This is a genomic window from Rhodothermales bacterium, assembly GCA_034439735.1.
Classification (GTDB): Bacteria; Bacteroidota; Rhodothermia; order Rhodothermales; family JAHQVL01; genus JAWKNW01.
In genome coordinates this window covers 36,571-57,132 of sequence record JAWXAX010000190.1, presented here as the reverse complement: position 1 = coordinate 57,132, position 20,562 = coordinate 36,571, and the positions used below count along the sequence as shown (strand labels likewise).

At 61.5% G+C, this 20,562-nt stretch carries 15 protein-coding genes; 3 read left to right on the top strand and 12 right to left on the bottom strand.

Annotated elements, in window-relative coordinates; translation table 11 throughout:
* Positions 1-220 precede the first annotated feature (220 nt).
* Together SH809_14540 and SH809_14535 are read right to left on the bottom strand one after the other, a co-directional pair.
* Positions 221-2,356 carry a DUF5916 domain-containing protein gene (locus SH809_14540; GenBank protein MDZ4700924.1) on the bottom strand — a complete coding sequence of 712 codons (2,136 nt, stop codon included), beginning with the start codon at positions 2,354-2,356 and terminating at the stop codon, positions 221-223.
* 182 nt (positions 2,357-2,538) lie between these two features.
* Positions 2,539-4,608, bottom strand: a complete 2,070-nt coding sequence (locus SH809_14535; GenBank protein ID MDZ4700923.1) for an ABC-F family ATP-binding cassette domain-containing protein — start codon at positions 4,606-4,608, stop codon at positions 2,539-2,541.
* Positions 4,609-5,064: 456 nt separating this feature from the next.
* On the opposite strand from SH809_14535, the gene SH809_14530 reads away from it, so the two are divergent.
* On the top strand, positions 5,065-8,007 hold the full coding sequence (locus tag SH809_14530) for a sialate O-acetylesterase (GenBank protein ID MDZ4700922.1): 2,943 nt from the start codon (positions 5,065-5,067) through the stop codon (positions 8,005-8,007).
* A gap of 513 nt (positions 8,008-8,520) precedes the next feature.
* Here SH809_14530 and SH809_14525 read toward each other — a convergent pair.
* From SH809_14525 to SH809_14485, 9 genes are all read right to left on the bottom strand, one after another.
* Positions 8,521-8,733 carry a hypothetical protein gene (locus SH809_14525; GenBank protein MDZ4700921.1) on the bottom strand — a complete coding sequence of 71 codons (213 nt, stop codon included), beginning with the start codon at positions 8,731-8,733 and terminating at the stop codon, positions 8,521-8,523.
* Positions 8,718-9,167, bottom strand: coding sequence for a PIN domain-containing protein (locus tag SH809_14520; GenBank protein MDZ4700920.1), 450 nt, complete (start codon positions 9,165-9,167; stop codon positions 8,718-8,720). The genes SH809_14525 and SH809_14520 overlap by 16 nt, the downstream gene beginning before the upstream one ends.
* A gap of 88 nt (positions 9,168-9,255) precedes the next feature.
* Positions 9,256-10,644 carry an undecaprenyl-phosphate glucose phosphotransferase gene (locus SH809_14515; GenBank protein MDZ4700919.1) on the bottom strand — a complete coding sequence of 463 codons (1,389 nt, stop codon included), beginning with the start codon at positions 10,642-10,644 and terminating at the stop codon, positions 9,256-9,258.
* A gap of 52 nt (positions 10,645-10,696) precedes the next feature.
* Positions 10,697-11,593, bottom strand: coding sequence for an ROK family protein (locus tag SH809_14510; GenBank protein MDZ4700918.1), 897 nt, complete (start codon positions 11,591-11,593; stop codon positions 10,697-10,699).
* Positions 11,594-11,803: 210 nt separating this feature from the next.
* Positions 11,804-12,049 (bottom strand): chromate transporter, encoded by a 246-nt coding sequence (locus tag SH809_14505; protein ID MDZ4700917.1) that lies wholly within the window; start codon positions 12,047-12,049, stop codon positions 11,804-11,806.
* A gap of 25 nt (positions 12,050-12,074) precedes the next feature.
* Entirely contained in the window at positions 12,075-12,983 is a 909-nt protein-coding gene (gene nadC / locus SH809_14500; protein MDZ4700916.1) for a carboxylating nicotinate-nucleotide diphosphorylase, read from the bottom strand.
* An 11-nt stretch (positions 12,984-12,994) separates the two neighbouring features.
* The gene (locus SH809_14495) at positions 12,995-13,408 is read right to left on the bottom strand and encodes a thioesterase family protein (GenBank protein MDZ4700915.1); all 414 of its coding nucleotides are present in this window, start codon (positions 13,406-13,408) and stop codon (positions 12,995-12,997) included.
* Positions 13,409-13,433: 25 nt separating this feature from the next.
* The gene (locus SH809_14490) at positions 13,434-14,507 is read right to left on the bottom strand and encodes an acetyl-CoA carboxylase carboxyltransferase subunit alpha (protein MDZ4700914.1); all 1,074 of its coding nucleotides are present in this window, start codon (positions 14,505-14,507) and stop codon (positions 13,434-13,436) included.
* 198 nt (positions 14,508-14,705) lie between these two features.
* On the bottom strand, positions 14,706-16,847 hold the full coding sequence (locus SH809_14485) for a glycosyltransferase (GenBank protein ID MDZ4700913.1): 2,142 nt from the start codon (positions 16,845-16,847) through the stop codon (positions 14,706-14,708).
* Between the two features lie 220 nt (positions 16,848-17,067).
* Between SH809_14485 and SH809_14480 the strand changes: the two genes are divergently transcribed.
* Positions 17,068-18,051 (top strand): glycosyltransferase family 4 protein, encoded by a 984-nt coding sequence (locus tag SH809_14480; GenBank protein MDZ4700912.1) that lies wholly within the window; start codon positions 17,068-17,070, stop codon positions 18,049-18,051.
* On the opposite strand, the gene SH809_14475 is transcribed toward SH809_14480, so the two are convergent.
* Positions 18,030-18,731, bottom strand: coding sequence for a CDP-alcohol phosphatidyltransferase family protein (locus SH809_14475; GenBank protein MDZ4700911.1), 702 nt, complete (start codon positions 18,729-18,731; stop codon positions 18,030-18,032). The two genes, SH809_14480 and SH809_14475, sit on opposite strands and share 22 nt — an antisense overlap.
* A 135-nt stretch (positions 18,732-18,866) precedes the next feature.
* Between SH809_14475 and SH809_14470 the strand changes: the two genes are divergently transcribed.
* Positions 18,867-20,255 (top strand): MATE family efflux transporter, encoded by a 1,389-nt coding sequence (locus SH809_14470; GenBank protein MDZ4700910.1) that lies wholly within the window; start codon positions 18,867-18,869, stop codon positions 20,253-20,255.
* The last annotated feature ends 307 nt before the right edge of the window (positions 20,256-20,562 follow it).

Below are 20,562 nucleotides of genomic sequence, written 5' to 3'. Positions count from 1 at the left end.
GCAAAGGGAGCAGGCTGCGCGAATTCCTGAAGATCAGGCGCCGATCAAACTACACGCCAGGAGGGGCCGGCGCGTAAGCCGCACGCGGAATGTGGCCGTGGTACAGGCACACGCCGACGACGCCATTCCGCTGGCCGGCCATGCGTGATCCATCACATCGCCGCTGCGCCACAGGGCATACGCCGGCCATTCCGCATCGATCCCGGTCGTGCAAATCGGCTCAGAGGGCGAACGTGTAGGTGTATTTTACGATCAGCGTCCGTGCGCCGGAGACCGGCAACACGGCGATGTCGCTGAACCGGTTGCGGTCCGAATTGAGCTGCTCGTCGTACACGATCCAGAGGTCGTTCCCCTCGCGGAAGTTGTAGCGGAGACGTAGGTTCGTCGAGAACCGGTCGGCCGCGCTGTTATACTGGATGAAGGCGTTGGCCGAAAGCATGGTATTCAACGCTGTGCCGATGCGAAGCCGGCTGACGTGGACGTCGAGGGCCTGGTCGCGGTCCGGGAAACGGATGCGGCTGTATTCGTATTCCCCCGTGAGTTCGAGAAATTTGGAGACGTACCAGGTGGGCGTCAGCGTGATCGTGTTGCGCCAACCATCGAAGAATGAGCCGGAGTCTAGGGCGAAGCTGACTTTTTTGAGCTGGGTCTGCGGCATCCCGTACTCGATGGAGATGCCGGCATTGGTGTACGAGCCGGCCGGCACCTCGGCATCCTCCGAGAGGACAAACGGGACGAGCAGATCCTCGTACACGACGCGTCCTTCGATGAGGCCGCTAGACAGCCGTTTGTCGCTGAACGACCACGCGAGGGTGCCTTCGGCGGACTCGGCGGTGCCGTCGGCATTGCGGAGGTAGGAGTTGCCACCCAGGGCGAGGGTGTGCCAGATGAACTTCGAAGCTTCACCCGGGAGCCAGGTGTACGAGACGCTCTGATCGGAGAGCAGAAAGTCATTCCGTTGGATGAAGCCGATGCCCGGGTTATAGTTCTCGCCGGACCACACCCAGCCGCTCCGGTATCCGAAGCCGGCGCGGCGCCGGCGTTCGACCTCGGCCGTGAGCCGGCCGCCGCTGGTGACATCGGCGCCGGCGAGGTCGCGTTTGTCGAACGTCTGCGCCCACTGGACATTGAGGAAGTCATCGCCGAAGAGGCGAATCAGGCCGTCGAGGCCGTAGGCCACGTTGTAGCTGCCATCGACCCCGATACGCGAGGTGCCCATGACGCCGGCGTACGATTGCGAGTTGATCACCTGCCGGCGCGCCCGCAGCACGCCGAAGTTCTCCGACGGCAGGGCATCCGCCTTGGCGGTGTGCATATCCAGGAAACCAAATTCCCAGCCGCCCACGCGGCCGACGACGCGTGCGCCGCCGACGATGCGAACGGGCACGCCGCCTTCGGTGAGGCCGATGCGCCGGCTGTGGAAGAGCCGGCTCTGGCCGCCCGTTCGGAAGTCGAACAAGCTGGAGCGCTCCTGGAAAAACTGGCGTTTTTCGGGGAAGAACAACGAAAACCGGGTGAGATTGACCTGCTGGTCGTCGGCCTCGGCCTGGGCGAAGTCCGTGTTGACGGTCAGGTCCAGGTTGGTGTTGCTCGTCAGCCCGTATTTGATGTCGATCCCGACTTCGTGCTTCCAATCGTTCTGCGCGATGTACCGCGCGCTGGGTTCGTCGAGGTTCTGGACCATGCCGCTGCCGCCTAGGGCATAGGGCGTGATATACACCGGATTGCTGGGGGTGATGTCCTCCATGACGATCTTCTTCGCCTTCGAGGGTTTCAGAAAGGCCCAGTTTACCGTTGGGGGGATATCGGGATAGATGAGCCGTTCGCTGCGGCGGGCGACCTTGCGCTGGACCGTCATCCCCATGATTACCTTGCCGTCTTGCGGTTCAAAGCGGAGGCTCGAAAAGGGGATGCGCATCTCGGCAAACCATCCCTCGGGGGTTATCTGCGTTTTTACGTCCCAGAAGGTGTTGAAACTACGGTTCATCCACCCGCTGGTCGAGATGCCGCCGCCTGTGGCATCGTTCGAGATGGCCCCATCGAGTCGGTTTCCTGCCGGCGTCGTCGTGAAGAGGACGCCGGTCTCGTTGTCGTTGTACGTGTCCAGCAGGATCTCGAAGTGGTCGTCGCCGCTGAGGCGGTCCCGGTAGAGGGTATTGGCCCGGATGCCGTCCTGGTCTTTGTCGAACGCGCGGAGCGAGGCGTAGATGTAGGTGTCGTCGTAGCCGAACCGGATTTCCGTGTGTTCGGTGGCCGGCTCGGCGTACCGGGGTTCGTACTGGACCATCGGTAGCGGGTCGATGGCCTCCCAGTCCGGCTCGTCGCTAAATCCATCGAGGACGATGGTTCCGGTCATTCGGTGCAGGACGAGGGGGGAATCGTCCTGCTGGGCAAGGGCGGCTTGGGGCGCACAAAAGGCGGCCAGAACAACAAAGAAGGGCAGGCAGCGCAAACGCATGGCAAAAAACCACAAACATGAAGGGGTAGGGGATGTCCGCTAAGCTACACCCCTGCTCTTCGTGAAGCAATCGGCCGCCGTTATTCGATGCTCGTCAGTTGTTCGGCGAGTTCTTCCCACGATGCGTAGAGCGATGCCAGTTCGTCCTTGATCGTCTGATAAGCAATGGTAGTGGTGCGGGCCTTTTCGGCGTTGTCGTAGAGTGACGGGGAGGCGAGGGCTTCTTCCAGCTTCAGTTTTTCAGCCTCTTTCCTTTCGATGCGCGATTCAAGATCGCGGTGGGCCGAACGAAGCTGCTGCGGCGAGAGGCTGGATCCGTTCTTTTTGGGCGAAGCAGCCGGTGAGTGGCCTCCCGACGCGCCGCCATTCCGGTCCGCATCGCGGCGGCGCTGGCGTTCCTCGGCCTCCAGGCGTTTCTGGTCCTTCGTCTTGGGGCCGCCAGCGCGCTTGACGCCCTTGTCTTCCCCCGAGTCATTTTTGACAAACGCCTGCGTCTCCTCGCGGCGCGCCACCTGGCCGGCGGTGCCGTGTTCGATCTGCCATAGGTAGTCGGCGTAGTTGCCCAGGTATTCCCGTGCCTCGCCATGTTCGACGCGCCAGACCTTATTGACGATCTGGTCGAGGAAGTGGCGGTCGTGGCTGACGACGACGAAGGTGCCGGAATACTGCTTGAGCGCCTCGATGAGAACGTTGATCGAGCGGATGTCCAGGTGGTTTGTGGGCTCGTCGAGGATGAGGAAGTTCGCCGGCCGGAGCAGGGTCCTAGCCAGGGCGACGCGGCTTTTTTCACCTCCCGAGAGCACCTTCGTATACTTGAAGACATCGTCGCCCGAAAACAGGAACGCGCCGAGGACGGAGCGCAGCTCAGTCTCCGTATGGCCACGCCCTACCTCGTGCATCGATTCAAGGACCGTGTAATTCGGATTGAGTGTGTCCGCCTGGTGCTGGGCGAAGTAGGTCATCTCGACCTGGAAGCCCAGCTTGCGGGTGCCGTCGAAGTCTTCGGTTCCGTTGAGGATACGGGCGAGGGTGGATTTACCCGCCCCGTTTTTACCCGTCAGCGCGATTTTGTCGCCGCGCTCGATGGTCATGCCCCGGGCATTCTTGAAGACCTCGATGCGCCCTTCCGCGGTCTCGTACGTCTTGGAGAAGTCCGTCAATTCGAGGACGACGCGCCCCGACGCCTTGGGCTCTGGGAAGCGGAAGTGGATGCCGGCTTCTTCGTCGGGCGGCGGCGGGACGCGCTCGAGCTTGTCGAGCATCTTCACGCGGGACTGCGCCTGTTTCGCCTTCGTGGCTTTGGCCTTGAAGCGCGTGATGAAGCGCTCGGCTTCGGCGATCTGCTTCTGCTGATTTTCGAAGGCCGCGCGCTGGATGTCGCGCTGGAGGATGCGATCCTTGAGGTAAAACGTGTAGTTGCCGGCGTATTCGATGATCTTTCCCCGGATGAGTTCGGCCGTGGTGCGGACCATCCGGTCGAGGAAGTACCGGTCGTGCGAGACGATGACCACCGTGCCAGGGTAGGCCTTCAGGTACTCTTCGAGCCAGGCGATGCTGTCGATGTCCAGGTGGTTCGTGGGCTCGTCGAGCAGGAGGAAGTCGGGCTGGCGGAGGAGCAGCTTGGCCAGGGCGACGCGCATGCGCCAGCCGCCGGAGAAGGTCTGCAGCGGGCGGTCCATGTCCTCGGGTTCGAAGCCGAGGCCGGCCAGGACGGACTCCGTCCGGTCCGAGATCCGGTGCGACTCGAAGCCGGCGAGACGGGCGTGGGCGTCGTCGAGTGCGTGGAGGAGCTTCAGGTAGGCCGGCGACTCGTGGTCCGGGTGCCGGTCCAACTCGTGGGCGATCCGCTCCTCGTCGGCCTGGAGTTTCAAGATTTCAGCGAAGGCGAGCATGCCCTCCTCCTTGATCGTCCGGTCCGTGGGGGCTTCCTGGATGTCCTGCTCGAGGAAGCCAACGGTGGTGGTGCCGCCCATGGTCACCTCGCCGCCATCGATCGGCTGGCTGCCGGCGATCGCGCGCAGCAGTGTCGACTTGCCGGCGCCGTTGGGCCCAATGAGTCCGATGGACTGGCCGGGCTTGACGGTCCACGTCAACCGGTCGAATATCTGCCGGCCGCCGAAGGCGAGGTCTATGTTTTGAAGCTGGATCATGATAGGTTGCAAGTTGGCAGGTTCCAGGTCGCAAGTTGGCTCTGGAACGGGCCGAAAAGGGCAGGGCTGAAAACTCGAAATGGGCGGGGATGATCCGTTAACTTTGGGCTAACCCGCGGGGCGTCTGACTTCGGGCACCCCCCATTTCAGGTCGCACCTCGCATGGACAACGTGGCCGGCTCGGCGCCGGACGTATTGTCGCAGAGACGCCGTGACCCGTGAACATGCACCCCGTCATTCCGAGATTGAAGCGGAGAAGTGTAGCAGTAAGCGCCAAAAATGAATGGAGGTTCATCCATTCCCCCTCCATGACTATCGCACGTTTGGCTAGCTTCATTGCTGATCCCAAAGTGTCATTTCAAGTCTCCCTTCCTCTCTTGCATTACCCATACCATCTGGTCACGGGGCAGCCTGTCCCTTTTGCCTGATTTATATATGAGCAGCTCACTAACCTGGATGAGTACCCTTATCCTGGTTGTTTTATTCGGGCTCCCCGCTCAAGCCTATCCCGTCAATCACAACCCGGATGATCTGGCGTTGCGTCGATCAACGGCTCTTGGGGTGGCTGATCGTTCAGGCGAGGTCGCACAGGCTGTCAGTGCCCCACTGCTACTTCCCCCTATTTTTACATCCGGGGCTGTGCTGCAGCGTGATGTGGTTTTTCCCGTCTGGGGCACGGCCCTGGCCGGGGCTAGCGTCACGGTCTCGTTGAACGGAATCAGCGAGACGACCGTCGCGGAAGCCGATGGCAACTGGCGGGTTGATTGTCAGGCTATGAATGCCGGCGGACCTTACACCATGGTGATTGCCTCGTTAGCGGAAACGATTACGCTAACAGATATGTACATCGGCGACGTATGGCTCGCCTCGGGGCAGTCCAACATGGAGTGGAAAGTCAGCCAGCTCCCGATCGCTTCTGACGTGATTGCTGCCGCCAATGACCCGCGGATTCGTCAGTTCAAGGTCTCGAGTTCGCTAAATAGCGAGCCCAAGAGTGCATTGCCGGCTAGCAGTTCCTGGACTGAGGCGACACCCAGTTTCGTAGGTAACTTTAGCGCGGTCGGTTACTTTTTTGCAAAACATCTTCGCGAACATGTTGATGTACCCATTGGAATCATCAATGCTACCTACGGAGGCAGTCGTATCGAGACCTGGATGAGTGAGGGGATGCTGGGCTACGACGAACAAGATGTCATACTTGGCGACGGCGCGGCTCATCGGCAACCTACCATGGCCTACAACGCGATGATCCACCCATTGCTTCCTTTCCCGGTTAAAGGCTTCCTGTGGTACCAGGGTGAATCCAATAACGCAACGCTGGCGGATGTGACCGCCTACGCTTCACAATTTCAGACGCTGATTCAGGGTTGGCGCAGCATCTGGGGCCTCGGAGATCTCCCCTTTCTCTGGGTCCAGCTCCCGAACTTTGGCGGGGTGCCCGGTCCGATTCCTCCTCAAGGACACCTGTGGCCCCTCTTTCGCGCAAGTCAAGATGCTGTACGGGTACTTCCCAATACGGGCCAGGCCATCACCATTGATGTCGGTGATCCTACCAATATCCATCCTGCGGATAAAGAACCCGTTGGCTACCGGCTCTCTTTGATCGCCCGCAAGATGGTGTATGGAGAGCATATCATTTATTCCGGCCCACTCCATACAGGCGATGTCTTCCATGAGGACGGGCGAGTGAGTATCCATTACGACCAGGTAGGCGCCGGATTCGTTGCGGATCCAGATGGTGTGCCGGGCAGCTTTACCCTCCTGGGGGAAGATGGCACCTACGTAAGGGGAGAAGCCGCTATCGAGGGTGACCGGATTGTTGTATGGCACGATGACGTACCGGAGCCGGTGCTCGTTCGTTATGCCTGGGAAAATAATCCCATCAACCCAAACCTGTACAACAGCGAGGGGTTACCCGCGGCACCTTTTGAAGCTGTCGTGTCCGCGCCCGTCGAGCCACCGGACGAACCGGTAACCATTCCACTGGGAGATTTGAAACGAGGCGTTTCCGGTCAGGATGGCGCAACGGGTACCGGGTACATGATGTACTCGGAAGAAAATATGAAGACCCGCTTTGCGGCCTTTCCACCCAGTTTCTGGGCGGCCGATCACCTGATCGTGGTTCGATATAAAAATGGTCAGTGGGAGTATGACACCAACCGCGATTACTACGCCTTCACGCCCCGATCCACCGACCGCCTGTTGGCTGAGCTGGACTTCACCAACGACACGGCCACGTTGCTGGTCGGAGCATTAGACACGATAGAAGGAATCGGTAGCGGCTATACCTCCGGCGACCTGGTCATCACGCCCAATGTGTGGAATGGGAGCCCTGATATGGGCGAATTCTATGTGGAAGGAACGGAAGTGGCCCTTGTTTTTGAAGCGGATAACTGGCCACCGGTGCTTAATGCCATTGGTGACCAGGCCAATGAGTTGCATGATGTGGTCAGTATGACACTGAGTGCCAGCGATGCCGATGGCGATCCGCTAACCTATACCGCCTCGGGTTTGCCCGATGGCCTCACACTTTCCGGCGCCATCCTTTCAGGCACGGCCCATACCGCCGGCAGCTATACCGTAACGGTAACGGTAAGCGACGCGGACGGGGCCACGGATAGCGAAACCTTTGCCTGGATCGTTACCGAAAGTGAGCCGGCGATTTTGCTGCTGGGAGATCTCAAAAGAGGGATTTCAGGCCAGGACGGTGCTACCGGTACCGGCTATATCATGTATAGCGAGCAGGATTTACATGAACGCTTTGCCGGCAATCCTCCCAGCGTCTGGGCGGCAGATCACCTGATTGTCGTACGTTTTTCCGGGCAGTGGCAATACGACACCAATCGGGATTACTACGCCTTTACACCCGTTGAAAGTGACCGCCTCCTCGCGGAAGTCGACTTTACCAGCGATACCGTGACCATGCTTCAGGGGATCGACACGCTGGTGGAAGGCATAAGCAGCGGCTACGTCAGCGGCGACCTGACCATCGCGCCGAACATCTGGAATGGCGCGCCGGACACGGGAGAGTTCTACCCACAAGGTACCTTCGTGGTTGTTACCGGGGTGGCAGCAAAAGCCGCGGATCAACCCTACGCATTGGCATCTGATGTGCCAGACCGCTTTGCGCTGGGGTCCATCTACCCCAACCCATTCAACAGCACAACAACGATCGCGTATCAACTGCCCGAGGAGAGTCCGGTGCGGATCGAAATCTTCAACATGTTCGGTCAGCGCGTGAACGTACTCCTCGACAACGGCGCCATGCCGGCCGGAAGTTGGACGAGCATCTGGGATGGGACGGCTGAGAGCGGCATGCCGGCGGCGGCCGGGGTATACATGGTGCGCTTGCAAGCGAACGGGTATACCGAGAGCCGCACGGTAGTGCGGGTGAAATAGCGCGCCATGTCCGTGGTGAGCCTTTGCGGCGTGACGATGAATCGCATCCCTGTTATCCCGACGCGACTAATCCGATCTGTATCCGTTGATAGAGGACTACCACCCAAGCGGAGAGCGGCAGAAAGCCTATAGCGAAGCCCACGCTAAAGATAGCATCCATCCTGTCGGGGAAATAAAGCCGAATCCCTGGGGACTATATGACATGCTCGGCAATGTCTGGGAAAGGGTGGAAGATTTGAAAAGGCCCTACCGAATCGAATCTGAGACGGATCCAGTCGGGCCCAAAAGCGGGGCCGGGCGCGTGCTCCGGGGCGGCGCTTTCCTCAGCAATGTTGACTACTGCCGCTGCTCCTACCGCTACGGCGGCGATCCGGACTTCCGCTACGACGATGTGGGTTTTCGGCTTGTGCTGCGCCCTTTTCCCTCTGACCGATGAACCTCTGATCTCTGGTACTCTGAACCGTGTGGGGGATAGGTGGGGAGATCAGACCGCCCGAAGGGCGGCGGGTTTTTTCAGCGGGTTTCCTTCCGGGCGGCGTAAATCTCCTGGATGACGTGATCGATCGTCACATCCTTAAAAAGCTCCTTTCGTTCGGCCGTATAGTCCCCATATCCCGTCGTAAACTGACCGATAAAACGCGCTGCGTCGGCGGCGCCCAGCTCGCGGACCAGTACGCGGATGGCCTGCTCGGTTATTTCTTGTAAGGATCTTACCGGGACTCCCATAATTCCAATTCCTGTGCGAGTTCCAGAGGGGAAACGGCTTTTACCCCTGTGAGCTCGCGTTTGGCTTTTCTGAGTAACGCATCGTCGCTCGTGCAGAAATAACTGGCACCGCCCGCTTCGGCGCAGGCCAGATGTAAACTATCCAACGTATCGACGCCTTTTTGGTTTAACTCGCGCGCCCGCTTCTCGATTTCGGCGGTAACCAGTACGCTGATTTCAGCCGTTGATACGGTTTCCGAGGCGAAATCCAAACGCGTCCGATCCGGGTTTTTTGCAATCTCGAAGTCGAGGACTTCTGACGACACGAGACCGCATGTGCCTGAATGGATGCGTTCCAATACATAGAGGATGGCTTCCGCCTCCTGGCGAATGCGAAGCTGCGATCGGTCGTCCAGAGGGCGCTGCAGACTGCACGTGTCGAGGTAGATTCTCATGGCGAGAAGCTATGACCGAGTTGTGCCGCCTGCAACTGTTTATGCAGGTGATCTCCTTGGGCGGGGCATGGCCCGCTCGATCCCCCTGTTAATACGCATGCTCACTCACAAACCCCCGCCACAGCGTCAGCCACATGATCTTTACATCCAGCCCGATGGACCAGTTCTGGATGTAGTACAGGTCGTACTCGATCCGGCGCTCGATCGAGGTATCGCCGCGGAGCCCGTTCACCTGGGCCCAGCCGGTGATGCCGGCCTTCATTTTATGGCGCAGCATGTACCCCGGCACCTTCCCCCGGAATGCCTCGATAAACACCGGCCGCTCGGGGCGGGGGCCGACGACGGACATATCCCCCTTGAGCACGTTGATGAACTGAGGCAACTCGTCAAGCGACGATTTGCGGAGGAATGAGCCGAATCGCGTCGCTCGCGCCTCGCCGGCTTTCGCCCATACGGGGCCCGAGGTGGACTCGACGTTTACGGGCATCGAACGGAACTTGAGCATGTCGAACACATGCCCATTCAGCCCCATCCGCTGCTGGCGGTAAAACACGGGGCCGGGGGAGGAGAGCTTGACGCCGACCGCGATGACTAGCATCGCCGGCGCGGCGATCAGTAGGAAGAGGGCGGAAAAAACGACGTCCACAGCCCGCTTCACGAACCGCCGGAACTCGACCGGGGCCTCGTCGATGAGATGCAAAACGGGCAGCCCGTCGATGTCGGTCACGCGGCTGTTCAGGAGGTCGAACTGGAGCAGATCCGGCACCAGGCAGACGTGGGTCAGCCGGGTCGAGAGCACGTTCACCATCTGCTCGATCTTCCCGGTGGCGGCGAGGGGGAGGGCGATGTACATGTAGTCGATGGACTTCCCCTCCGCCGCGAATCGATCCACGATGGCTGAAGCATCTTCCACGCGGCCGATGACATCCGTCTCGGTTTTGTGGTCATCCAAAAAACCCACCACCTGGAGGCCCATCCACGGGTAGGCCTCGAAGGCATTCTGTAGCCGCCGGCCAGCTTTACCCGCGCCGGCGATCAACACCCTCCGCTGGTACTTCCCCCGCGCCCGCGCCCGGCGAATCAGGGTGAACAGGATCACGCGCACTACGATCATGAGCCCCGGCGTCAGCAGGCCGAAGAGGATCATGTGCAGGCGCGAGAAATAGAGCGCACGGTAAAACGAAAGCGACGCGGCGACGATGAGCAGCCCCAGTAAGACGGCGCGGGCGACGGTGAAGATGAGCCTCGGGAGCCGCTGCGCGCGGTCCGGCGCATACAGGCCCGAGAGGGTGAAGACGCCCATCGACAGAATGAGCACCCACGGGAAAATCGCCATATAGCGCTCGAGGGGGAGCCACTCGGGCGGGGTGAGGAGCTGGAAGCGGATGAACCACGCGACGATCCAGCCCAGCGTGACCATCACCAGGTCCGCCGCGAACAGCATGCGCTGAAAAAGCCGGCTTTGCTCCTGTAGCATAAGGCCTTCTGGGGTTGGAGCGTTGGATGTCGACTGTTTAACGCCCCACCGTTTAAACGTTCAATGCGTCCATCGCAAGGGCGATCGCTCCCAAGACGCCGGCCCGGTCGCCCAGGCCGGGCGGGACAATGTACGCGTCCATGTTCTGCAGGATGGCGGGATGCTGGACGTACCCGTTGAGCGCCTTCTGGACGCGCGACCGGATCATCGGGAAGAGGTGCTGCTGGTCCATCACCCCGCCGCCCATCACGATGCGTTGCGGCGACAGGGTGAGGATATAATTGACCAGCGCCATGGCCAGGTAATGGGCCTCGATGGCCCAGGCCGGATGGTCGGACGGAAGCTGCGGCGCCGGCTTCCCCCAGCGTGCCTCGATCGCCGGACCGGTAGCCATCCCTTCCAGGCACGGCCCGTGGTACGGACAGTGGCCGGCGAACGTGTCGCCCTCGGCACGAGGCAGCATCAAGTGACCCATCTCGGGGTGGACGAGTCCATGAAGGCAGCGTCCGTTAACAATCGCTCCGCCCCCGATACCCGTGCCCACCGTGAGATAAAGCACCGTGTCTAGCCCGCGAGCCGCGCCCCAACGCGCCTCCCCAAGCGCGGCGCCGTTGACGTCCGTGTCGAATCCGACCGGCACGCCCAGTTCCCTTCCGATGTAGCCGCCGAAGTCGGTGTTTGCCCACCCGGCTTTGGGTGTCGTGGTGATGTAGCCCACATACGGCGACGACGGATCGGGGTCGACCGGACCAAACGAGGCGATCCCGATGGCTTGCAGACGCACGTCGTGCGCACGAAAAAACGCCAGCGCACGGGCAAACGTCTCCGCCGGCGAGGTCGTCGGAAACCGCTCGATCGCACGGACGTCGTCGGGTCCAGAGGCGATGGTGCAGACAAACTTCGTACCGCCGGCCTCGATGCCTCCGTATAAGGGTTGGTCGGTGTTCATGGACTCAAAGGAAAAAGGCAAAGTGTAAAAGGCAAAGTGTAAAAGGAAAAGTGAAAAAGGCAAAGTGTAAAAGGCAAAGTGAAAAAGGCAAAGTGTAAAAGGCAAAGTGTAAAAGGAAAAGTGATAAGTGGAACGTGAAAAGTGGGAAATCTAAAGCTGTTTCCGGCACTCGCTTCATTCGCTAATCACGAATCGCTAATCGATTAATCGCTAATCAAGGAGCCAGCCGGCGCGCTCGAACCCGGCGTGCATCGTCATCTCGGTCGAATTCGGCCCCGGGATGAGGTTAGTCGCGCCCACCAGATCCAGAGAGTGCTCACGCGTCAACCAGCCCCGGCGCGTCACGAACTCATCTTCCATCATGGCCGTGTGGGCCGCCGGCCCCCCGAACGAGATCAACCCGAGTCGGAAGAAATGCCCTGCGAGTTCTAGAAGGGACGTTCCGTCAAGATTCATGGCCTGTGCGTCATTACGTTCAACGTTAAACGTTCGTGAGGTCGATCTTAAGTGCGATGTCTAACGCCTCAACGGAGTGCGTCAGGGCGCCGCTCGATATAAAATCTACCCCCGTCGCGGCGATGGCCGGCACGGTGGCGAGCGTCACGTTTCCCGAGGCCTCGGTGACGAGCCGGCCGGCGATGAAGCGCACAGCCTCCTCCAGGAGCGAGGTGTCTATCGCGCCGGCGTCGGTGAGGCGGACCATGTTGTCGAGCAAGATGATGTCGGCCCCGCCGGCGGCCAGTACGGCGCGCACTTCGTCGAGCGTCCGGGCTTCGATTTCGATCAGGAGGGAATCCGGGCGCCGGTTTCGGAAGGCGAGTGCGGCGGCGAGGACGGTCGCGATCCCGCCAGCGGCGGCGATGTGGTTGTCTTTGATGAGGATGCGGTCGTACAGCCCGATCCGATGGTTCTCGCCGCCCCCCAGCTTCACGGCCCATTTGTCCAGCAACCGCAGCCCTGGCGCGGTTTTTCGAGTGTCGAGGATGCGAGCCCGATGCGGCGCCGCGGCGTCGGCCATGCGGCGCGTGAGGGTGGCGATGCCGCTCATGCGTTGCAACAGGTTGAGCGCGAGGCGTTCCCCGATGAGCAGACTGTGCGCTCGGCCGCGGATGACGCCCGGGACATCGCCGCGTTTGATCGGCGCGCCGTCGTCGACGGCCCAGTCGATCGCTACCTCGGGATCGACCCGCTGAAAGACACGCGTCGCGACGAACACGCCGGCGAGTACGCCCTCTTGCCGGGCGATAAACCGACCCGTGGCTCGCTGGCCGGTGGGAACGGTCGCCCTGGTGGTCACGTCGCCCGGGCCGACATCTTCAGCCAGCGCGTTATCGATCTGGCGATCCATTTCAGCGAGCGAGAGATAGGGAGGGAGCGAATTCACAGGCATGCGGGCCGGAGTCAGACCGAAGGGAGCGCTTCAAATAGCCGGCGGATCCGGGCGGGGGCGACGACGGGGCGGTTACGGGCGGCGTCGAAGAAGCAGAGGGTGACGTGGCCGGAGACGAGGAGGTCGGGCTCACCCTGCCGGCGCACCTCGTAGTCGATGCGGATCCGGGTGGACGGGACGCCGGCGAAAACGGTCTTGATCTCCAGTAGATCGTCGTATTGCGCGGAGCGTTTGTACTGGACGGCGAGGTCGATCACCGGCATGCGGATGCCTTCGTCCTCGAGGGTCTTGTAGGCGAGGCCCAGTTCGCGGAGGCCTTCCGTGCGCGATGCCTCGAAATAATCCAGGTAGTGGGTGTGATACACGACGCCCATCGGGTCGCATTCCCGATAGCGGACCCGGTGGAGATAGGTGTAGACGAACATGGGCCTGGGAGGGGTTGGAGGCCGGTTACGCTGCCGGCTTTTTCTGGCGAGACGTCGCTTTTTTCCCGACGTCCGAGTGGCCGTTATGGGACCCGGCAGGGGCGATCGGGTCATAGAATACCCCCATCGCGTCGAATTTCTCGAGACGGCTGGCGATGAGTTCGGCCGGTGAGCGCGTTTCGAGTTCTTTCAGGTGGCGCGCAATAGCCGAGCCGACGGAAGTGAACGCTTGCTGCGGGTTGCGGTGGGCGCCGCCGATGGGTTCGGCGATGATCTCATCGATCACGTGGACGTCGATCAGGTCCGGCGCCGTCAGTTTCAGCGCACGGGCTGCCTCTTCCTTGAAATCCCACGACCGCCACAGGATCGACGAGCAACTTTCCGGTGAAATGACAGAGTACCAGGCATTTTCGAGCATGAGGATCCGGTCCCCGACGCCTATGCCCAGTGCCCCGCCGGAAGCCCCCTCGCCGATCACAATGGTGACGATGGGCACCTTCAACCGGGCCATTTCGAACAGATTCCGGGCGATAGCCTCCGCCTGGCCGCGTTCCTCGGCTTCGAGGCCCGGGTACGCGCCTGGCGTATCGAGGAGGGTGACGACCGGTTTGTTGAACTTCTCGGCGAGTTTCATCATCCGGAGCGCCTTGCGGTATCCCTCGGGGTTCGGCATGCCGAAGCGGCGGTATTTACGGCTTTTTGTGTCCCGGCCTTTCTGGTGACCGATGACCATGATCGTGGCATCGCGGTAACCAAACTGGCTCCCCCGAAACCGGGCGAAGCCGCCAACGATGGCTGGATCGTCCGCGAACGTGCGGTCGCCATGCAACTCGATGAAATCGCGCGTCAGCGTTTCGATGTAGTCGAGCGCATAGGGCCGGAGCGGGTGCCGCGCGATCTGGACGTGTTGCCACCGGGTAAGGTCGGCATAAATGGACACGCGCAACTCCTCGACACGACTCGAGAGGGCGGCGATCTCTTTGGAGAGGTCTATCGAACGATCTTCTTTATCGAACGCACGCATTTCATCGAGTTTCTGTTCGAGCTCGATGAGGGGCTTTTCGAAATCCAAAAGATACGTAGGGCTAGGCTTTGCCATGGGGCGATCAGGGTGGGCCGGCCGCGCGATGGGCTTCGGAGGAGAAGGGCGCGGCGAGCCGGAATGTCCAGCTAGTTCGTTGGATGGATGCGCGTCTAATGTACGACGAAGCCGGCAAAGAACACAGAGAAGGGGGAATTGTTGATGGTCAATTGACAATTGTCAATGAGGTCATAGCCATTGACCATTGATCATAGATCAGCGTTGCAGCTTCTTCTTGATTGTATGGAGGATAATGTCGAGATCGAGGGTGGCGCACTGGTGGCGGACGTAGAACCAGTAGGCGCGGTTGATCTCGTGGTCGTCGGGGTCGTCGGTGGCGAGGGTCTCGGTGATGGTGAAGACGCCCGGCTTGAGGTTCCACTCGGTGGGGATGGCGATGGGTTCGTTGACGCGGTAGCCGACGAGCGACCGGCTGCCGTTGAGGACGGCGGGGAACTGGCGGGTCCGCCGGCGTAGGCCGCGGAACCAGCGGGACTGCTCCCAGGTGTCCGAGCACAGCACGATGAGCGGGTGCAACGTTATTCCGATGAGGGCTACAGGCACCTCGAAAAGCCGCCGGCCCAACTGGCTTCGGCGCCGACCCAACGTGTAGTCGGCCGTGACGCGCGTCGGGTAGGAGAGGTCGTCTACGGTAGAATGGCCGATGATATGTTTGCCGCTTTCGCTGAGGATCTTGAACTCAATATCAAGGTCCCGCAACTCCTGGATCTGTGCGAAGACGACCCGGTTCGAGATGCCGTTTGAAGCGAATACGACGGCGTCGATCTGCTGGAGCCGGATAAAATCGCGTATATGGCGTAGCGCTCCAAGGTAGGGCACCATACGTTCCGCCGGCCGGGGCGGCTCGTCATCCAACGATACATACCCCACCAGCTTGCAGGGCGGGTTGGGATGGCTGATGAGCGTCCGTTCCAGCCGGTTCGCTTCCCCGGCGCCGCCCACCAGGATGGCCCGGTGGAAGCCGTCGCGCATCAAGTGCCGGCGGACGCGCAATACGACCCGCATGAGAAAGCCAAACGCGAGGCTGGCCGAAAACGCGATCAGCACGACCAGACGCGAAAACGCAATGCTCGGTAAAAAGACGGCGGCTGTCGCCAGCGTCATGATCCCCAGGACGTTACCCACCACGATCGGCCGGATGCGGGTATGCCCGGACCCTCGGTATCCCCCGGCGGCGGCCGTTCCGGCGACGGTGCTGAGGACGTAGATCGGGATGACGACGGTGAGGAACAGGGGCGGCATCGCGATATCGAGCGACGAGAAGCGCAGGATGCCGGCCAACAGCATCAGCAGGTAGATCACGACGGCGTCGACGATCGGCCAGCGATACCGCCGGTAGCCATTAATGAGGACCTGCGCCGCGGCCCGGATGAAGATACCCACATGGAGCAACGGCCGAATCAACCAGGAGTACCCGCTCTGAAAATGTTTTTCGGTGAACAGCAGCATGGCGCCGTAAAAAAGCTGCACGTAGCGCAATTCACCCTTCTTGGTGCTCTCCCCTTTATAATGGATGATCTGCGTTTCGGGGGTATAATAGATCTTCCAGCCGGCTTTCTGGATCCGGTAACACCAGTCCAGATCCTCGCCGTACATAAAGAAGTCCTCGTCCAGTAAGCCGGCGCCGGCCGAGCCGTTCAGGTGCTCGAGGTCGTCGAAGGAAAACCCCGGCTGTTCCTGGCTGAGACGCTCGGCGTGCTCGCGTGAGAACAAGAGGGCGGCGCGGCGAACCATCATGCAGGAGCCGCTGAGTGCGTCTACCTCCGACGTTTCGGTGTTCGGTATATAACTCAGGTTGTAGCGCGCGAAGACAGGGCTCTTCGGGAAGAGTTTGCTCAGGCCAATGAGCCGGTAGAAGGCCACGCTCGGGGTGGGGAAGGCGCGCCGGCTCTCGGGCGCGAACGTGCCGTCGGGATTCAGGATCTTGCAGCCCAGCGCGCCGGCGTCCGGGTGGCGCTCCATGAAGCGCACCATGGTCGACAACGTGTCCTCCTGGACAATCGTATCGGGGTTCAGGATAAGGAGAAAGCGGCCGCGCGCCAGCCGAATGGCCTGGTTGTTGGCCTTGCTGAAACCGGTGTTGGCGGTGTTGGCGATTAGATGCACCCGCGGAAAGCGGGAGCGCACCATCGACGTGGAGCTGTCTGCGGAGTTATTGTCTACGACAAAAATTTCGACGGAGAGGTCGGCACAGGCCCGCTCTACCGAACGGAGGGCCTGCTCCAGGAATTCGCGGACGTTATAATTGACGATGATGACAGAGAGGTCGATCAGATCGGCGTCGGCGTCGAGGCCTGGGCCGCTCCCGAGCGGATGCGGGGGGGACGCAGTGTACATAGGCTCCGAATCGTGCTTGCGGTAGATGGATCGGCGGGGTGAGCCGGCAGGGTGAGCCAGCAAGGTCGACCGGTGGAGGCCATATCCGACGCAAGCTGCAATGCCTCGGAAAACGACACAGCCTGAAACTCGGCCCGGGAAACGTCAACTGTTTCGCTCGTTCGAGGAGTATACTGAGCCGTGTGGAGAGTATCTACATCAAAGTTCGGGCCACGCCGGCATGATCATCATTTTTTTACTTCCTCCCATCCAGGACCTCCCGACCGGTGGAAACCGGTACAACGCGGAGGTGATTCGCCGGCTGACGCCGGCGCGGTGCCAGCCCGAGGTGTGGACGGACGGCAACGCGCCGGCGCCGTGGCCGGCGGAAGCGGTCGTATTGGTCGATAGCCTTCTGGCGTTGAATCCGACTCCGCTGGCGGCGATCCGCGCCCGTGCCGGGGCCCGCCGGATCGCGCTGCTTGCCCACTATTTGCCCCACTGCGACCCTTCGGCGACAGGTTATAATGCGCTTCCATCGGGCATCGACCGGTACGTGGTTCCAAGCCGGTTCATGCGAGAGGGATTGATTCGAAACGGCGTGGATCCCGGCTGCATCGCCGTGGCCTACCCCGGCACTGACCCCGCTCCTCCGGCCCCGCGCCGGCCCGCGGACTCCTCGCTTCGGTTACTCACCGTGGCTTCCCACCTGCCCGTAAAAGGACTGATCGAGGCCGTCGAGGCCCTCGCGATGCTCTCGAATCGAGACTGGCAATGGGATATCGTAGGAGACAATTCGCTTGACGCGGCGTACAGCCGGCGCCTGGCGGTGGCCGCTTCCGCGCCGCCGTTTGCCGGCCGTGTGCGCCTGCTGGGATCTCGACCCCATACCGAAGTGCGGCAACGGCTGGCCGTGGCAGATCTTCTCGTCGTGCCTTCCCGATTCGAGTCCCTGGGCATGGCAATCCGCGAGGCGATGGCGGCCGGCCTCCCGGTCGTGGCGTTTGACGTAGGCGGTGTATCGGAGAGCGTCGCCCACGAACGGACGGGCTTGCTCGCGTCGGCCGGCGACTTCGGTGGGCTGCGTGGCGCCGTGGAGCGACTCATGGACGACCCGGCCCTGCGTCATCGCTTCGGGGCCGCCGCCCGGGAGGCCAGCCGGTCTTTCCCGCGTTGGGAAGACGCGGTGTCGGTGATCACGCGTCACCTCACCGACGCCCCGTGAACGGAGCGGTCTGCGTACAGCCAGTGGAAATAGCGCAGAAAGGAATAAACGAGCGCGACCGTGCCGGCCAGCGCGAGCACCTTCGCCGGCAAGGGCGGCAGTACGTAGACGGCAATGAACGACAGAATACACCCCGTATAGATGTATCGGGCCCAGGAGGACTTGTATTCGCGTTGTGGACCCTCGACCGGGGCGAAGTGCATTGCCAGGACAAAGACATAGCGCATCGTGCCGGCGATCAGCACCCAGGGGCCTAGTAGACCCTGAACATACAGGCTGAACCCCAGCAGCAATACAAAAAGCGCGTCGCTCTCCTTGTCGAAATACTCCCCGAAGAGCGAGGTCTCGCCATGCCCTCGCGCGATGTAGCCATCGAGTCCATCCAGGGCGAAGACGGCGAGCCAGACCAGCACATATACCGGGTGAGGGGCCAGGAAATCGGCCGAGACGGCGGCGGCGAGGCTGATGACCAGGCGCAGGGTGGTGAGTCCGTTGGCCGGCCCGAAGCGGCCGGTCGGCGTCCAGCTATCCCTACATGCAACGACGAGTACCACGAACGAAACAGCAGCGACCAGTGCGGTCACAAGCGTTCGGTCAGCGGCGAACGCGGCGACGCCGGCGGCAAGCAGGGCGATAGCGTGGAAGAAATTCCAGCGCTCAAGGCGCTCGGTATCGTTCATGGGTGAGCAGGAGTGGTTAAACGTGAACAAGGTACGAAGATTCTCCACACCGAGAGATGCGGGGGATCGCCGGCACTAGAAAGGTGTTTCGAAACCCAGCATCATCCCTTTGCGCTCCATCGATCCCCGAATCCCTTGCCGCACTACCGTATCCCAATCGTTCGTCGCGAGCTCAAAGAGACGCTGGCGCTGGCGTTGCCCGTCGTGGGATCGCAGTTGGGGCTGATGTCGATGGGATTTGTGGATACGGTGATGGTGGGCCGGCTCGGACCGGAGGCGCTGGCCGCGGTGGCGTTAGGGAGTACGCTGTATTTCTTCATGGCGATTGTCTGCATGGGCGTCGTATTTGCCGTTGGGCCAATGGTTTCGCAAGCGTATGGCGCGCGGGATTACGAGGTGATCGGGAGGAGTGTGCGTCAGGGGTTGTGGATGGGCGTCGTGCTGGCTGTGCCGTCCATCTTCCTGCTTCGGAACGCCAACCTGGTGTTTGAATGGATGGGCCACGAGCCCGCTACGGCGACGCTTGCCACGGCGTATCTGCGGGCGATCGTGTGGGGATTCGTGCCTTTTTTGTGGTTCGCCGCACTCCGTGGGTTTGTCGAAGGCGTCTCCCGGCCGTTTCCGGTGACCGTCATCACCCTGATGGGTCTGGGGCTAAACATCGTGGCCAATTACGTGCTCATGTATGGAAAGCTCGGTTTCCCGGCCCTCGGCGTGGTGGGTGCCGGGTATGCAAGCGCGACCGTGTTCTGGGTTATGTGCGGCGTACTGGCCATGTTGGCGCGCCGTCACCCCACGTTGAAGCCGTTTGCCGTATTCACGAAGCTCCGCAAGCCCGACCGCGAGTACTTCGGTAAACTGTTTCGCATCGGCTGGCCGATCGGGGCGTTGCACGGGGTGGAGGCCGGCCTCTTTGCCATCACCGCCCTGCTCATTGGCGTGATCGGCACGACGGATCTGGCGGCCCATCAGGTGGCCATCCAGTTCGCCGCGTTTACGTTCATGGTGCCTCTCGGTATCGGGATCGCCACGTCGGTGCGCGTGGGCCAGGCGGTGGGGCGAGGAGATCCTGTGGGTACGCGCTGGGCGGGTTATGTGGGCATCGCGCTGGCGATCGGCTTCATGGGGTGCGCGGCCATCCTGCTCTGGGCGGCGCCCGAAGCAGTTGTCGCGTTGTATCTGGATGTGGACGACCCCGCCAATACGGAGGTGGTGGCCCTGGCGGTGCGGCTGCTGGGGTTTGCCGCGCTCTTTCAGGTATTCGATGGCGCCCAGGTCAGTGCGGCCGGCGCGTTGCGGGGGCTGAAAGACACGCGCGGGCCCATGGTGATCGGCATCCTGTCGTACTGGGGAATCGGCTTGAGCACGGGATGCCTCCTGGGATTCGGGTTCGATCGGGGCGCCGTCGGCCTGTGGACGGGGCTGGTGCTGGGGCTGGTGTTTGCGTCGGTGGCGCTCATCTGGAGGTTCGCCTTTGCCTCGCGGCGGGCGAGTAACCGGATGGTGGAAGAGGCGTCGGCCTGATTCGAGCGCGGGGTAACATTAGCGCAGGTCGATCGGAAAAAGTGACCGGCTTTCCGGCGGCGGTTGGTGGACCGGCGATCCGGGACTGCCGGGTTGGGCGGGGAATTTGATTGGTTCTGCGCGACGGCGAGGGTGCGCGCCCTCCTCGACCCGGCGCCGCCGAGGGCGGGCACAGACGTTGATCAGGGGTTGTCCGCTTGTCTCCCGACAGCCCCCCGCGCCCCTGGGTGCGGGGGTGTCAGAAGTGAATGTTCAATGAGTTTCAGGAGCGCGTGAAACTATAACGATGCGCTTTCTTTTTACTCGA